Origin of the sequence: Periweissella ghanensis, from assembly GCF_918814755.1 — a bacterium.
Taxonomy (GTDB): domain Bacteria; phylum Bacillota; class Bacilli; order Lactobacillales; family Lactobacillaceae; genus Periweissella; species Periweissella ghanensis.
Window position 1 is genome coordinate 17,578 of the sequence record NZ_CAKKNT010000023.1, and the last position, 14,117, is coordinate 31,694.

Annotated in this window: 28 protein-coding genes; all 28 read left to right on the forward strand. The window is 41.8% G+C overall.

Annotated elements, in window-relative coordinates:
• Window positions 1-11 precede the first annotated feature (11 nt).
• The 28 genes from rplD (at window position 12) to LQZ76_RS07645 (ending at window position 14,002) form a co-directional block, all read left to right on the forward strand.
• Entirely contained in the window at window positions 12-635 is a 624-nt protein-coding gene (gene rplD / locus LQZ76_RS07510) for a 50S ribosomal protein L4 (protein ID WP_168722260.1), read from the forward strand.
• Window positions 635-922, forward strand: coding sequence for a 50S ribosomal protein L23 (gene rplW / locus LQZ76_RS07515; RefSeq protein ID WP_168722259.1), 288 nt, complete (start codon window positions 635-637; stop codon window positions 920-922). The genes rplD and rplW overlap by 1 nt, the downstream gene beginning before the upstream one ends.
• Before the next feature lie 24 nt (window positions 923-946).
• A complete protein-coding gene (gene rplB, locus LQZ76_RS07520) occupies window positions 947-1,780 on the forward strand; it encodes a 50S ribosomal protein L2 (RefSeq protein WP_230096649.1) in 834 nt (277 codons plus the stop codon).
• Window positions 1,781-1,825: 45 nt separating this feature from the next.
• Window positions 1,826-2,107 carry a 30S ribosomal protein S19 gene (gene rpsS, locus LQZ76_RS07525; RefSeq protein ID WP_168722257.1) on the forward strand — a complete coding sequence of 94 codons (282 nt, stop codon included), beginning with the start codon at window positions 1,826-1,828 and terminating at the stop codon, window positions 2,105-2,107.
• Between the two features lie 19 nt (window positions 2,108-2,126).
• The gene (rplV, locus tag LQZ76_RS07530; RefSeq protein ID WP_168722256.1) at window positions 2,127-2,477 is read left to right on the forward strand and encodes a 50S ribosomal protein L22; all 351 of its coding nucleotides are present in this window, start codon (window positions 2,127-2,129) and stop codon (window positions 2,475-2,477) included.
• A gap of 14 nt (window positions 2,478-2,491) precedes the next feature.
• The gene (gene rpsC, locus LQZ76_RS07535) at window positions 2,492-3,142 is read left to right on the forward strand and encodes a 30S ribosomal protein S3 (protein WP_230096648.1); all 651 of its coding nucleotides are present in this window, start codon (window positions 2,492-2,494) and stop codon (window positions 3,140-3,142) included.
• Window position 3,143: 1 nt separating this feature from the next.
• Window positions 3,144-3,563, forward strand: a complete 420-nt coding sequence (gene rplP, locus LQZ76_RS07540; protein WP_230099126.1) for a 50S ribosomal protein L16 — start codon at window positions 3,144-3,146, stop codon at window positions 3,561-3,563.
• A 2-nt stretch (window positions 3,564-3,565) separates the two neighbouring features.
• Window positions 3,566-3,760, forward strand: a complete 195-nt coding sequence (gene rpmC, locus LQZ76_RS07545; RefSeq protein ID WP_168722253.1) for a 50S ribosomal protein L29 — start codon at window positions 3,566-3,568, stop codon at window positions 3,758-3,760.
• Between the two features lie 23 nt (window positions 3,761-3,783).
• The gene (gene rpsQ / locus LQZ76_RS07550; protein ID WP_230096647.1) at window positions 3,784-4,050 is read left to right on the forward strand and encodes a 30S ribosomal protein S17; all 267 of its coding nucleotides are present in this window, start codon (window positions 3,784-3,786) and stop codon (window positions 4,048-4,050) included.
• Between the two features lie 59 nt (window positions 4,051-4,109).
• A complete protein-coding gene (gene rplN, locus LQZ76_RS07555) occupies window positions 4,110-4,478 on the forward strand; it encodes a 50S ribosomal protein L14 (protein ID WP_168722251.1) in 369 nt (122 codons plus the stop codon).
• Between the two features lie 39 nt (window positions 4,479-4,517).
• The gene (gene rplX / locus LQZ76_RS07560) at window positions 4,518-4,826 is read left to right on the forward strand and encodes a 50S ribosomal protein L24 (RefSeq protein ID WP_168722250.1); all 309 of its coding nucleotides are present in this window, start codon (window positions 4,518-4,520) and stop codon (window positions 4,824-4,826) included.
• A gap of 32 nt (window positions 4,827-4,858) precedes the next feature.
• Entirely contained in the window at window positions 4,859-5,401 is a 543-nt protein-coding gene (gene rplE, locus LQZ76_RS07565) for a 50S ribosomal protein L5 (RefSeq protein WP_230099127.1), read from the forward strand.
• Between the two features lie 17 nt (window positions 5,402-5,418).
• Window positions 5,419-5,604 (forward strand): type Z 30S ribosomal protein S14, encoded by a 186-nt coding sequence (locus LQZ76_RS07570; RefSeq protein WP_133363096.1) that lies wholly within the window; start codon window positions 5,419-5,421, stop codon window positions 5,602-5,604.
• A gap of 59 nt (window positions 5,605-5,663) precedes the next feature.
• A complete protein-coding gene (rpsH, locus tag LQZ76_RS07575) occupies window positions 5,664-6,062 on the forward strand; it encodes a 30S ribosomal protein S8 (RefSeq protein ID WP_168722248.1) in 399 nt (132 codons plus the stop codon).
• 33 nt (window positions 6,063-6,095) lie between these two features.
• Window positions 6,096-6,632, forward strand: coding sequence for a 50S ribosomal protein L6 (gene rplF / locus LQZ76_RS07580; RefSeq protein ID WP_230099128.1), 537 nt, complete (start codon window positions 6,096-6,098; stop codon window positions 6,630-6,632).
• A gap of 52 nt (window positions 6,633-6,684) precedes the next feature.
• On the forward strand, window positions 6,685-7,041 hold the full coding sequence (rplR, locus tag LQZ76_RS07585; RefSeq protein WP_230099129.1) for a 50S ribosomal protein L18: 357 nt from the start codon (window positions 6,685-6,687) through the stop codon (window positions 7,039-7,041).
• Window positions 7,042-7,061: 20 nt separating this feature from the next.
• Window positions 7,062-7,565 carry a 30S ribosomal protein S5 gene (gene rpsE, locus LQZ76_RS07590; RefSeq protein ID WP_230099130.1) on the forward strand — a complete coding sequence of 168 codons (504 nt, stop codon included), beginning with the start codon at window positions 7,062-7,064 and terminating at the stop codon, window positions 7,563-7,565.
• Window positions 7,566-7,580: 15 nt separating this feature from the next.
• Window positions 7,581-7,763 (forward strand): 50S ribosomal protein L30, encoded by a 183-nt coding sequence (rpmD, locus tag LQZ76_RS07595; RefSeq protein WP_168722244.1) that lies wholly within the window; start codon window positions 7,581-7,583, stop codon window positions 7,761-7,763.
• A 38-nt stretch (window positions 7,764-7,801) separates the two neighbouring features.
• The gene (gene rplO / locus LQZ76_RS07600) at window positions 7,802-8,236 is read left to right on the forward strand and encodes a 50S ribosomal protein L15 (RefSeq protein ID WP_168722243.1); all 435 of its coding nucleotides are present in this window, start codon (window positions 7,802-7,804) and stop codon (window positions 8,234-8,236) included.
• Window positions 8,236-9,540 carry a preprotein translocase subunit SecY gene (gene secY / locus LQZ76_RS07605; RefSeq protein WP_230099131.1) on the forward strand — a complete coding sequence of 435 codons (1,305 nt, stop codon included), beginning with the start codon at window positions 8,236-8,238 and terminating at the stop codon, window positions 9,538-9,540. The genes rplO and secY overlap by 1 nt, the downstream gene beginning before the upstream one ends.
• A 3-nt stretch (window positions 9,541-9,543) precedes the next feature.
• Window positions 9,544-10,104 carry an adenylate kinase gene (locus tag LQZ76_RS07610; protein ID WP_230099132.1) on the forward strand — a complete coding sequence of 187 codons (561 nt, stop codon included), beginning with the start codon at window positions 9,544-9,546 and terminating at the stop codon, window positions 10,102-10,104.
• Between the two features lie 146 nt (window positions 10,105-10,250).
• A complete protein-coding gene (gene infA / locus LQZ76_RS07615; protein WP_230096641.1) occupies window positions 10,251-10,466 on the forward strand; it encodes a translation initiation factor IF-1 in 216 nt (71 codons plus the stop codon).
• A 28-nt stretch (window positions 10,467-10,494) separates the two neighbouring features.
• Window positions 10,495-10,614 (forward strand): 50S ribosomal protein L36, encoded by a 120-nt coding sequence (gene rpmJ / locus LQZ76_RS07620; protein WP_010621648.1) that lies wholly within the window; start codon window positions 10,495-10,497, stop codon window positions 10,612-10,614.
• Window positions 10,615-10,676: 62 nt separating this feature from the next.
• Entirely contained in the window at window positions 10,677-11,042 is a 366-nt protein-coding gene (gene rpsM, locus LQZ76_RS07625; RefSeq protein WP_168722239.1) for a 30S ribosomal protein S13, read from the forward strand.
• A gap of 32 nt (window positions 11,043-11,074) precedes the next feature.
• Window positions 11,075-11,461 (forward strand): 30S ribosomal protein S11, encoded by a 387-nt coding sequence (gene rpsK, locus LQZ76_RS07630; protein ID WP_230096640.1) that lies wholly within the window; start codon window positions 11,075-11,077, stop codon window positions 11,459-11,461.
• A 94-nt stretch (window positions 11,462-11,555) separates the two neighbouring features.
• Complete coding sequence (locus tag LQZ76_RS07635; RefSeq protein ID WP_168722237.1) at window positions 11,556-12,500, forward strand: DNA-directed RNA polymerase subunit alpha; 945 nt, start codon at window positions 11,556-11,558, stop codon at window positions 12,498-12,500.
• Between the two features lie 30 nt (window positions 12,501-12,530).
• Window positions 12,531-12,914, forward strand: a complete 384-nt coding sequence (gene rplQ / locus LQZ76_RS07640; RefSeq protein ID WP_168722236.1) for a 50S ribosomal protein L17 — start codon at window positions 12,531-12,533, stop codon at window positions 12,912-12,914.
• Window positions 12,915-13,123: 209 nt separating this feature from the next.
• A complete protein-coding gene (locus LQZ76_RS07645; RefSeq protein WP_230099133.1) occupies window positions 13,124-14,002 on the forward strand; it encodes a sodium:solute symporter in 879 nt (292 codons plus the stop codon).
• Window positions 14,003-14,117: the final 115 nt, after the last annotated feature.

A 14,117-nucleotide genomic window follows, 5' to 3' on the forward strand; every position in this document is an offset into this window, starting at 1 on the left:
GGAATTAGTTAATGACAAAAGTAGCTTTATTTAAGCAAGACGGATCAAACGCTGGTGAAGTTGAATTGAACGCTGCCGTATTCGGTATCGAACCAAACAACAACACTATTTTCGACGCAGTTCTTATGCAACGCGCGTCACTCCGTCAAGGAACTCACGCCGTTAAGAACCGCTCAGCTGTTCGAGGCGGTGGTAAGAAACCATGGCGTCAAAAGGGTACTGGTCGTGCCCGTCAAGGTTCTATCCGTTCACCACAATGGCGTGGTGGTGGTATCGTCTTCGGACCTACTCCACGTTCATACGCATACAAGTTGCCAAAGAAGGTTTACCGTTTGGCGCTTAAGTCAGTCCTCTCTCAAAAGGTTCTTGACAACAAATTGGTTGTAGTTGACGCACTTAGCTTCGACGCACCAAAGACACAAGCATTCAAAGCTGTATTGAACAACTTGAATGTAAACGAAAAGACACTTGTAGTGCTTGATGATGAAAACGTAAACGCAGCTTTATCAGCTCGTAACCTTACTAACGTAACTGTTATGACTGCTAAGGGCGTTAACGTCTTGGACGTTGTGAACAACGATAAGTTGCTCATCGTTCAATCAGCACTCGCTCAAGTTGAGGAGGTGCTTGCATAATGGACGCACGCGATATCATTTTACGCCCTATCATTACTGAAGCTACTATGGCTGGTTTAGATAGCAAGCGTTACACATTCGACGTTGATACACGCGCTACTAAGACGCAAGTTAAATCAGCTATCGAAGAAATCTTCGAAGTTAAGGTTGCTAAAATCAACGTAGCAAACGTGAAGGGTAAATTAAAGCGCCAAGGTCGTTTCTCAGGTTACACTAAGAAGCGTAAGAAGGCTATCGTTACTCTTTCAGCAGATTCTAAAGAAATTCAATTATTCACTGAAGAATAAAATCTAATATAGGAGGAATCGATAGTGGCTATTATTAAGTACAAACCAACAACAAACGGTCGTCGTAACATGACCAGCTCAGACTTTGCTGAAATCACTAAGTCAAAGCCAGAAAAGAGCTTGTTGGAATCAAAATCAAAGTCTGGTGGTCGTAATTCTTACGGTCACATGACTGTTCGTCACCGTGGTGGTGGACACAAACGCGCTTACCGTATTATTGACTTTAAGCGTACTAAGGACGACATCAAAGCAACTGTTAAAGCTATTGAGTACGACCCAAACCGTACTGCAAACATCGCTTTGATCGTTTACTCTGATGGGGTTAAAGCATACATCCTTGCACCTAAGGGTCTTAAGGTAGGTATGGTTGTTGAATCAGGTGTGAATGCAGATATTAAGGTAGGGAACACCCTTCCATTGTCAGCTATTCCAGAAGGTACTTTGATTCACAACATCGAATTGAAGCCAGGTAAGGGTGGACAACTTGTTCGTTCAGCTGGTACTTCAGCTCAATTACTTGGTAAAGAAGGTAAGTACGTACTTGTACGTCTTACTTCTGGTGAAGTTCGTATGATTCTTGCTACTAACCGCGCCACAATTGGTGAAGTTGGTAACTCAGAACACTCATTGATTAACTGGGGTAAAGCCGGTCGTAACCGTTGGAAGGGTCAACGTCCACACGTTCGTGGATCTGTAATGAACCCTAACGATCACCCACACGGTGGTGGTGAAGGTAAAGCGCCTGTTGGTCGTCCTTCTCCAATGTCTCCATGGGGTAAGAAGACTGCCGGTAAGAAGACTCGTAACGTTAACGCACGTTCTACTAAGTTCATCGTTCGCGGTCGTAAAGGTAAGTAATTAACCATTAATCAAAAAAACTAATCCAGAAGAGGAGGACATACGATGGCTCGTAGTCTTAAAAAAGGCCCATTCGCCGATGCTCACTTGTTGAAGAAGATCGAAGCGCAAGCTGATTCTGAAAAGAAATCAGTTATCAAAACTTGGTCACGTCGTTCAACAATTTTCCCAAGTTTCATTGGATACACAATCGCCGTTTACGATGGTCGTAAGCACGTTCCCGTGTTCATTCAAGATGACATGGTTGGTCATAAATTAGGTGAATTTGTACCAACTCGGACATTTAAAGGTCACGCCAGTGACGACAAAAAAACTGGTCGTAAGTAATTAAAGGAGGACAAACAACATGGCTGAACAAATCACATCAGCAACGGCTACTGCCAAAACTGTACGTGTCGCAGCTCGTAAGGTCCGCCTAGTGCTCGACCTTGTTCGCGGCAAGAGTGTTGCCGAAGCATTTGCAATCTTGCAATTCTCACCACGTGGTGCATCTGAAGATGTATACAAGGTGTTGAAGTCTGCAGTAGCAAACGCTGAAAACAACTTCTCATTAGATCAAGAAGATTTAGTAGTGTCAGAAGCATTCGCAAACGAAGGACCAACTATGAAACGGTTCCGTCCACGTGCGAAGGGTTCTGCATCACCAATTAACAAACGTACAAGCCACATCACTATTGTGGTTTCAGAAAAAAAGTAGAGAGGTATTAGCAAATGGGTCAAAAGATTAACCCAACCGGTTTCCGTGTTGGTATTATCCGTGACTGGGATGCTAAGTGGTACGCAAACAACCAAGATTTTGCAAACTACTTGCACGAAGACTTACGGATTCGTAAATTTATCGAACAAAAGCTCGCTGATGCTTCTGTCTCACGTATTGAAATCGAACGTGCTGCAAAGCGCGTGAACGTTTCAATCCACACTGCCAAGCCAGGAATGGTTATTGGTAAAGGTGGTTCAGAAGTTGAAACTCTCCGTCAATCATTAAACAAATTGACTGGTAAGCGAGTACACATCAACATTGTTGAAATTAAAAAGCCTGATTTGGATGCCCACCTTGTTGGTCAACAAATCGCAAACGACTTGGAACGCCGTGTTGCCTTCCGTCGTGCAATGCGTGGAGCAATCCAACGTGCAATGCGCGCCGGTGCCAAGGGTATCAAGACGCAAGTCGCTGGTCGTTTGAACGGTGCAGATATTGCCCGTATCGAACACTACACTGAAGGAACTGTTCCTTTGCACACATTGCGTGCTGACATTGATTACTCATGGGACGAAGCAATGACCACTTACGGTAAGTTAGGTATTAAGACTTGGATCTACCGTGGTGAAGTTCTCCCAACTAAGAACAAAGGAGGGAAATAAGATGCTTGTACCAAAACGTGTAAAACACCGTCGTGAACACCGCGGTAAGATGCGTGGTGAAGCCAAAGGTGGCAAGACTGTTACTTTCGGTGAATTCGGTTTACAAGCGACTACTTCAAGCTGGATCACTAACCGTCAGATTGAAGCAGCTCGTATTGCTATGACTCGTTACATGAAGCGTGGTGGTAAGGTTTGGATCAAGATCTTCCCTCACAAATCATATACATCTAAGGGTGTTGGTGTCCGTATGGGTAACGGTAAAGGTGCCCCTGAAGGATGGGTTGCCCCTGTTAAGCGTGGTAAGGTTATGTTCGAAATTGGTGGGGTTTCAGAAGAAATCGCACGCGAAGCCTTACGTCTCGCTTCACACAAGTTGCCAGTTAAGACTAAAGTCTTAACCCGCGAAGTGGAGGGTGAATAAGAATGAAAGCAAGTGAAATTAAAGATTTAACCGCTGCTGAATTGGTTGCAAAAGAAAAGGGCTACAAAGAAGAACTTTTCAACTTGCGTTTCCAATTAGCAACAGGCCAACTTGAAAACACTGCCCGTTTGGCACAAGTTCGTAAGAACATTGCGCGTATCAAGACGGTCCTTCGTCAACAAGAATTGAACAAGTAGAATACGAAAGGAAGGCCATTAGCATGAGTGAAGAACGTAACGCCCGTAAAGTTTACCAAGGTCGAGTTGTTTCAGATAAGATGGATAAGACAATTACTGTTGCCATTGAAACTTACAAAAACCACCCAATCTACGGTAAGCGCGTTAAGTACACTAAAAAGTACAAAGCTCACGATGAAAACAACCAAGCTAAGACAGGTGATGTTGTTAAGATCATGGAAACTCGTCCATTGTCTGCAACTAAACGCTTCCGCTTAGTTGAAATCGTTGAAGAAGCTGTGATTATCTAATATATTTTAAATAATATATTTCGTATTCTTAATTTTTGGATGGAAGGAGGACACTAACTGTGATCCAACAAGAAAGTCGTTTACGAGTTGCTGATAACTCAGGTGCACGTGAAATTTTGACTATCAAGGTGCTTGGTGGTTCAGGTCGTAAGTTCGCCAACATTGGTGACATGATCGTTGCTACCGTTAAACAAGCTATCCCTGGTGGTACTGTAAAGAAGGGTGACGTTGTTAAAGCCGTTATCGTTCGTACAGTTTCAGGTGTACACCGTGCAGACGGTTCATACATCAAATTTGATGAAAACGCCGCTGTTATTGTTAAGGATGACAAGAGCCCAGTAGGTACTCGTATCTTTGGACCTGTTGCCCGTGAATTGCGTGAAAATGATTACATGCGTATCGTTTCTCTCGCACCAGAAGTATTATAATAAAAAACCATCATTCTAAAAAAAGGAGGTGCGCTACAAATGTTTGTTAAGACTGGTGATAAAGTTCGTATTATCGCAGGCAAGGACAAAGGTAAGGACGGCGTGATCTTAAAGACTATCGCTGCTTCAAGCCGTGTTGTTGTTGAAGGTATCAACATCGTTAAAAAGCACCAAAAGCCAAGCAATGCTTTCCCACAAGGTGGAATCATTGATGTCGAAGCACCTATTCACGTTTCAAACGTAATGTTGCTCGACCCTTCTACTAACGAACCAACTCGTGTTGGCTTCAAGGTTGAAGATGGCAAAAAAGTGCGTTATGCTAAAAAGTCAGGCAAGAACCTTGACTAATAATTTTGACTTGAAAGGAGGAAATCATTTTCATGGCTAATCGTTTAAAAGAAAAATATGTTAATGAAGTTCAACCTTCATTAATTGAAAAATTTAACTACACTTCATCAATGCAAGCCCCTAAGCTCGACAAGATCGTGCTTAACATGGGTGTTGGTGATGCTGTATCAAACTCAAAGAACTTGGATGAAGCAGTTGCTGAATTGGCATTGATCTCAGGTCAAAAACCACTCGTAACTCGCGCCAAGAAGTCAATCGCCGGCTTCCGTCTTCGTGAAGGAATGGCTATCGGTGCTAAGGTTACATTGCGTGGAGAACGCATGTACGACTTCTTAGACAAGTTGGTATCTGTTTCACTTCCACGTGTTCGTGACTTCCACGGTGTTTCAAACAAAGCGTTTGACGGTCGTGGTAACTACACTCTTGGGATTCGTGAACAATTAATCTTCCCTGAAATTGACTTTGATAACGTTAACCGCGTTCGTGGTTTAGATATCGTTATTGTTACTACTGCAAACACTGATGAAGAATCACGTGAATTGTTAGGTCAATTGGGTATGCCTTTCGCTAAGTAATTTAGGAGATAATATAAATGGCAAAGAAATCAATGGTAGCCAAGAACAAGCGCCCAGCTAAGTTCGCGGTTCAAGAATACACTCGTTGTGAACGTTGCGGACGTCCACACAGTGTTTACCGTAAGTTTCGTTTATGCCGGATTTGCCTACGTGATTTAGCTCACAAAGGTCAAATTCCTGGTATGCAAAAAGCTTCTTGGTAAGCACAGTTTATTAACACAAAAACTTTAAAAATATTAATGATGAAGGAGGGTAAACATCAATGTCTATGACTGACCCTATTGCAGACTTTTTGACACGTATTCGTAACGCGAACATGGTAAAACATGAAGTTGTCGAAGCTCCTGCCTCAAAGATCAAAAAGGACATTGCGGAAATCTTGAAAAATGAAGGTTTCATTCGCGATGTTGAATACATTGAAGATGACAAACAAGGCATCATCCGTGTATTCCTTAAATACGGTACTGACAAGCAACGCGTTATCACTGGTTTGAAGCGTATTTCAAAACCAGGTTTGCGTTCATACGTTAAGGCCGATGCTGTGCCAAAGGTGTTGAATGGTTTAGGTATTGCCATCATTTCAACTTCTGAAGGTGTGGTAACAGATAAAGAAGCTCGCGCCAAGAAAATTGGTGGCGAAGTTATCGCTTACGTTTGGTAATATAAAAAATTTAAAAAAAGGAGGTACCTACTCGTGAGTCGTATTGGTAATAAGACTGTTGAAATTCCAGCAGGCGTTGAAGTTAAGCAAGATGGTTTCACTGTGACTGTTAAAGGTCCTAAAGGGGAATTAACTCGTACACTTAGTTCAGACATTGCTTTGAACATCGAAGGAAACGAAGCAACTTTCACTCGTCCATCAGACGATAACCGTATGAAGGCAATGCACGGTACTACTCGTGCCAACTTTGCTAACATGGTTGAAGGTGTAAGCGAAGGTTTCTCAAAGACTTTGAAGCTTGTTGGGGTTGGTTACCGTGCCCAAATGCAAGGTACTAAACTCGTATTGAACGTGGGTTATTCACACCCTGTTGAATTCGAAACTCCCGCTGAGTTGAAAATCGAATCACCTGACACAACTACTGTGATCATTTCTGGTGTTTCAAAACAATCTGTTGGTGACTTAGCCGCAGAAATCCGTTCAGTTCGTGCACCTGAACCTTACAAGGGTAAAGGTATTCGTTACATTGATGAACAAGTTCGTCGTAAGGAAGGTAAGACTGGTAAGTAATTAATTACTTAACTAGTATATCTTTCTAGATTAGAAAATAGAGGTTACTCAAATGATTTCAAAACCAGATAAGAACAAAACTCGCCAACGTCGCCACGGCCGCGTTCGCGCAAAAATCTCTGGTACTGCTGAACGCCCACGCTTGAACATTTTCCGTTCAAACCAAAACATCTACGCTCAAGTAATTGATGACGTAGCGGGTGTGACGTTAGCAAGTGCCTCAACACTTGACAAGGACGTTACTGGCACAACTAAGTCTGAAAAGGCTGCGTTTGTTGGTGCTCAAGTTGCTAAGCGCGCTGTTGCGGCTGGTATCGAAGACGTTGTCTTTGATCGTGGTGGTTACTTATACCACGGCCGTGTACAAGCTCTTGCTGAAGCAGCTCGTGAAAACGGCCTTAAGTTCTAAGGAAAGGAGGAATAAAAAACATGGCATATATTGATCCAAAAACTCTTGGTGAATTAGAAGAAAACGTGGTTGCTATCAACCGTGTTACCAAAGTTGTTAAAGGTGGACGTCGTCTTCGCTTTGCAGCCCTCGTGGTTGTAGGTGATAAGAATGGTCACGTTGGTTTTGGTACTGGTAAAGCTCAGGAAGTTCCTGAAGCAATCCGTAAAGCAATTGAAGACGCTAAGCGTAACTTGATTGCAGTTCCAACTGTTGCTACAACTATTCCTCACGAAACTCTCGGAATCTGGGGTGGTGGTCGCATCATGATCAAACCAGCCGTTGAAGGTTCTGGGGTTGCTGCCGGTGGTGCCGTTCGTGCCGTTATGGAACTTGCAGGTGTTACCGACGTTACTTCTAAGTCTCTTGGTTCAAGTACTCCAGTTAACGTTGTTCGCGCAACGTTTGAAGCCTTGAAGTCACTTAAGAAGGCTGAAGAAGTTTCTGCTTTACGTGGTGTTTCATTGGAACACCTTGCTGATTAATAGGAGGATTTACACATGGCTAATGTAAAAATTACACTTGTTAAGAGTGCTGCTCACCGTCTTCCTAAGCAACGTGCGATCGTTAAGGCCCTTGGTTTAAACAAGGTTAACTCATCAGTTATTAAGCCTGACAACGAAGCTACTCGTGGAGCTGTATTCTTGATTGCTCACTTGGTTTCTGTTGAAGAAGCTAAGTAATTAAAAAAAACTAATAAAAATAAGGAGGTGCCTACCTAATGAAGTTGAACGAATTAAAAGCTGCAGAAGGTTCACGTCAAACACGTAACCGTGTGGGTCGTGGTACTTCTTCTGGTAACGGTAAAACCGCTGGACGTGGTCAAAAGGGTCAAAAGGCTCGTGGCAAGGTTCGTGTTGGTTTTGAAGGGGGTCAAATGCCTCTTTTCCGTCGTATTCCTAAGCGTGGTTTCACTAACATTAACCGCAAAGAATACGCAATCGTTAACCTTGACACTTTGAACAAGTTCGAAGATGGTGCTGTTGTTACACCAGCATTGTTGGTTGAAGCCGGAATCGTTAAAAACGAAAAATCTGGTATCAAAGTGCTTGGAAATGGCGAATTGGCTAAGAAGTTGACTGTTAAAGCTAACAAGTTCTCAAACTCAGCTGTCGTAGCTATTGAAGCTGCTGGTGGATCTGTAGAGGTACTCTAATGCTAACAACAATCAAGAATGCCATCAAAGTCAAAGACATCCGGAACAAGATGCTCTTCACACTTGGTATTTTGATTATCTACCGGATTGGTGCTTATATCACCGTTCCTGGTATCAATGCCCATGCAATTCAAAATATTGCGAATTCGGGCTTGGTTGGCATCTTGAATATTTTCAGTGGTGGTGGGTTGACTAATTACTCATTGTTCGCAATGGGGGTTTCACCTTACGTTACTGCACAGATCGTGGTTCAATTACTCCAGATGGACATTGTGCCACGATTTGTGGAATGGTCAAAGCAAGGTGAAGTTGGTCGACGTAAACTTAATCAAGCGACACGATGGTTAACCATCGTGTTAGCGTTTGTTCAGTCAATCGGAGTTACAGCAGGTTTCAACTCATTGAGTTCAATGGGACTTGTTAAAACACCGAATGTCCAAACATATGTTATGATTGGTCTGATTCTTACCGCTGGAACGATGTTTGCTACCTGGCTTGGTGAAATGATCACTGAGCGAGGACTTGGGAATGGCGTTTCAATGTTGATTTTTGCTGGGATTATTGCACGGATGCCTGCTGGTGTTTATCAGATTTATAAAGAAGAAGTTGTGCAAGCTCCTGCGGGCTCACAATGGCAAGGGTGGTTGTTTATCATTGCGTTAACAATTGCAATTATTGCAGTTGTTGTGTTTGTTACCTTTGTGCAACAAGCAATTCGCAAGATTCCAATGCAATACACTCGACGTTCAACTGGGTCAGGAGATTCGTCTTACTTACCATTTAAGGTTAACGTTTCAGGGGTTATCCCCGTCATCTTCGCTTCTTCATTTGTGGCGACACCACAGACATTCTTGTTATTCTTCCAAGGTAACTATAGTGATACAACTTGGTTTAAAGTGTTACAAAACATCTTTAGTATGCAAACTACTGCAGGATCAATTTTGTACACCGTATTGATTGTGTTATTCACATTCTTCTACGCGTTCGTACAAGTTAACCCTGAAAAGTTGTCAGAAAACTTACAAAAGCAAGGTTCTTACATTGTGGGAATCTGGCCGGGTAAGGAAACTCAGAAATGGGTTTCAGGGTTGTTAATGCGTTTATCAGTTGTAGGCTCACTATTCTTAGGTTTCATTGCGTTGTTGCCATTGATTGCAACTAACGTGTGGGGCTTAAACCAGTCAATTGGTCTTGGTGGTACCAGCTTACTAATCGTAGTTGGTGTTGCTATTGAATTGATTCGCCAACTTGATGGCTTGATGATGAAGCGTCAATATGTTGGTTTCATCAGAGAAGGAGAATAAATCATGGCATTGAATTTAGTACTTATGGGCTTGCCTGGTGCAGGTAAAGGTACCCAAGCAGAAAAGATTATCAAGGAATTTGCGATTCCGCACATTTCAACTGGTGATATTTTCCGTGAGGCAATGGCTAATGAAACTGCAATGGGATTGGAAGCCAAAAAATTCATCGATAAAGGTGAATTGGTTCCCGACGAAGTTACAGTTGGGATTGTTAAGGATCGTTTAGCACAACCAGACACTAAGGATGGTTTCATGCTTGATGGTTTCCCACGGACTTTAGTTCAAGCAAATGCTTTGGACGAAATCTTAGCGGAACTTAACAAACCTTTAACAGCAGTGATCAACTTTGATGTTGAACCTGAATTGTTAGCCGACCGCTTGCTTGCACGTGGTCGCGCTGACGATACTCCAGCAACGATTAAAAATCGTCTTGAAGTTAACATCAAGATGAACACGCCATTGATTGATTTTTACAATGGTAAGGGCTTGCTTCACACTATTGATGGCGCCCGTGACATCGATGTTGTCTTTGCTGACACACAAGAAATTTTAAAATCACTGTAATGCTCGCCAAATTTGCGACTGACTTATTTTAATTGTGAGTTTTCATTAGTTAAAGTAACGGGTTCAGCTTAAGGTAATTAAGTAATCTATGATTTAGGTTTTAAAACTCATAATAATTAAGATAAAACAACAAGGAGGAATTTAGCGTGGCTAGTGATGTTATTGAAATCGAAGGTATTGTTAAAGAAACTTTGCCTAACGCAATGTTCAAAGTAGAACTCGAAAACGGACATGTTATTTTGGCTCACGTTTCTGGTAAAATTCGGAAGAACTTCATCCGTATCTTACCTGGAGACAAGGTGACTGTTGAAATGTCACCATACGATCTTACTAAAGGTCGTATTACTTATCGCTTTAAATAATCAGTTAACCGAATAGGAGGAATAGATTATGAAGGTACGTCCATCAGTTAAGCCTATGTGCGAACACTGTAAAGTGATCAAGCGTAACGGCCGTGTTATGGTTATTTGCTCAGCAAACCCTAAGCACAAACAACGTCAAGGTAAGTAATTACCTTAATACACTTTCAGGTGTATAATAAAGCTCTCAAAAAATATATGGAGGTAAATTTCATGGCTCGTATTGCAGGTATTGACTTGCCACGTGACAAGCGTATTGTCATTGGCTTGACTTACATTTACGGAATCGGTAACACAACTGCTAAACAAATCTTAGTTGATGCTAAGGTTTCTGAAGACGTTCGTGTACGCGATTTAACAGCTGATCAAGAAGATGCTATCCGTGCCGTTGTTGACGGCATCAAAGTCGAAGGTGACCTTCGTCGTGAAGTATCATTGAACATCAAACAATTGCAAGAAATCGCTTCTTACCGTGGTATCCGTCACCGGAAGGGTCTTCCAGTGCGTGGACAACACACTAAGAACAATGCTCGTACTCGTAAGGGTCCAGCTAAGGCAATTGCTGGTAAGAAGAAGTAATTAATTTTTAAAGAAAAGGAGGATTATATCTCATGGCAGGTCGTACAAACCGCAAGCGTCGTGTAAAGAAGCATATTGAAGCCGGTGTGGCTCACATTCACGCTACTTTTAACAACACGATTGTTATGATTACTGATGTACAAGGTAACGCTGTTGCCTGGTCATCAGCCGGTTCACTTGGTTTCAAGGGTAGCCGTAAGTCAACTCCCTTCGCAGCTCAAATGGCTGCGGAAGCTGCTGCAAAAGGTTCAATGGAAAACGGAATGAAGACTGTTGAAGTAACTGTTAAAGGACCTGGTTCAGGTCGTGAAGCAGCTATTCGTGCTTTAGCAGCTGCCGGTTTAGAAGTAACAGCAATTAAAGATGTTACACCAGTTCCTCACAATGGATCTCGTCCACCAAAGCGTCGTCGTGTCTAGTCGAGGAAATTCATATTTTGGGAATTAGCTCAATTCTCTTTAGGAATCGAATCAATTATACAACGTACGCGTTTTGAAAGGGGTTACAATAAGCATGATCGAATTTGAAAAGCCTAACATTTACAAGATTGAAGAAGATAGCAACTATGGTAAGTTCGTTGTCGAACCGCTCGAACGCGGTTACGGTACAACATTAGGGAACTCACTTCGACGCATTTTGTTATCATCACTTCCAGGTGCTGCAATTAGCTCAGTCCAAATTGATGGTGTTTTGCACGAATTTACTACTGTTGATGGTGTTGTAGAAGACGTTACGCAAATCATTCTTAATTTGAAAAAGGTTTCATTGCGCATCGATAGCGATGAAGATAAAACATTAGAAGTGAATGTTCAAGGTCCAGCGGTAGTTACTGCCGGTGATATCCTTGGCGACGCTGATGTTTCTATTTTGAATCCAGAATTAGCAATTGCAACTGTTGCCGATGGTGCAACATTGCATATGACTCTAACTGCTAACCGTGGCCGTGGTTACTTGTCAGCTGATGACAGTAAAGCACTTCGCGACGATTTACCAATCGGTGTGTTAGCAATTGATTCAATTTATACCCCAATCGAACGAGTGAATTATCAAGTAGAAAACACCCGTGTTGGTCAACGTGACGATTACGACAAGTTGACAATGGATGTTACTACTGATGGTTCAATCACTCCTAGTGAAGCGATTAGCCTTGCAGCCAAGATCTTGACTGAACACTTAGCAATGTTTGTTGAAATGACAGACACTGCTATGAACGCCGAAATCATGGTTGAAAAGGAAGAAACGCACAAAGAAAAAATGTTAGAAATGACTATTGAAGAATTGGACCTTTCAGTTCGTTCTTACAATTGTTTGAAACGTGCCGGAATTAACACTGTTCAAGAGTTAACCGACAAGTCAGATGCTGACATGATGAAGGTGCGCAATCTTGGTCGTAAATCATTAGAAGAAATTCAACACAAGCTTCAAGAATTAAGTTTAGGTTTCCGTAAGGAAGACTAAGAATTTTAAGTAAAAGGAGGGTATCCATTCATGAGTTACCGTAAATTAGGTCGTACTAGCTCACAACGTAAAGCACTTTTACGTGATTTGACTACTAACTTGCTTGTTAATGGTCGTATCGTAACTACTGAAGCTCGCGCTAAGGAAGTTCGTAAGACTGCTGACAAGATGATCACACTTGGTAAGCATGGTGATTTGGCTTCTCGTCGTAAGGCTGCTGCGTTCGTTCGTAACGTTGTTGCTGATGTGAAGGAAGACGGCGATAACATCAAAGTTCAAACTGCTTTGCAAAAGTTATTTGATGAATTGGCACCACATTACGCTGAACGTAATGGTGGTTACACTCGAATTCTTAAGACAGTTCAACGTCGTGGTGACGCCGCGCAAATGGTTGTCTTGGAACTCGTTGACTAATCTCATTGACTCCAATTAAATTCTACTTGTAGATCAAATCAATCTCCATGAATGATGGTATAAAGCGTCATGATGATGGATAGTTCGCTATCTAAGTCTAGCTTGAATGGCAGCAATGTCGGGCCGCATTCATGTGAGATTTTTTTGTACATATTTTTAAGCGGACCTTGTTAAGGACACATATAATATTTTTAGAACGGATGCTTCATATGGATCAAAAAATCATCTTACATTTAATTCAGTTAGTTATTATTGTAACCATGCTCTTATTTATTGCACTTATTATTAAAACTGCGTATACACGCAAAATTAATCTCTTTCAATCATTTGGTTTAGGGGCCTTAATTGGTTTCATAACTGATCTAGGGGATACGTTAGGGATTGGTTCGTTTGCAACGACAACCGGATTATTTAAAATCGCACATTTTACAGAAGATGATGCGAAATTACCGGGAACCTTAAATGCTGTACATGCAATTCCGGTGATGTTTGAGGCCTTGTTGTTTATTACGGCAGTTAAAATTGAAATCACAACATTAATTCCCATGACACTTGCTGCTATTTTAGGGGCCTATGTTGGGCCACATGTAACTAGAAAATGGAATGTGCAAATTGTACGCTTAGCTCTTGGGAGTGCGTTAGTAATTGCGGCGGCAATTATTGTCTATCGCATGTTTTTTATCCCAACGGTGCTTAGTGCTGATACGGCCCATGGCTTACACGGATGGCTACTACCGTTAGGGATTTTATTTAATTTCATGATTGGCAATTTAATGACGATTGGATTAGGCAATTACGCCCCAGAGTTAATTTTCTTTACGTTAATTGGGGTTAATCCAACCATCGCCTTTCCGGTGATGATGCTAGATGCAGCCATGATTATGTCAATTTCAGGTCGTGAATTCATTAAAATGGATCGCGTCCAATGGCGGGGCTTTGTCGGTATTATTGTCGGTGGTGTGATTGGGGTTTTTGTGGCGGTTAAAATTGTTAAGCAATTACCACTTAATATTTTAAACTGGTTAATTATTTTGATTGCAGTATTGACGGCGTTTAGTCTCTTTAAACAATATGTAAAAGAACATTAAAAATAAGGGGTTGTGACATAACTACCTCTTAAATAAAAATTCCAGATGGAAATGAGTATCATTTCCATCTGGAATTTTTTTATTTTGAAAAAAGTGAATAAATTAGCGAGCACTC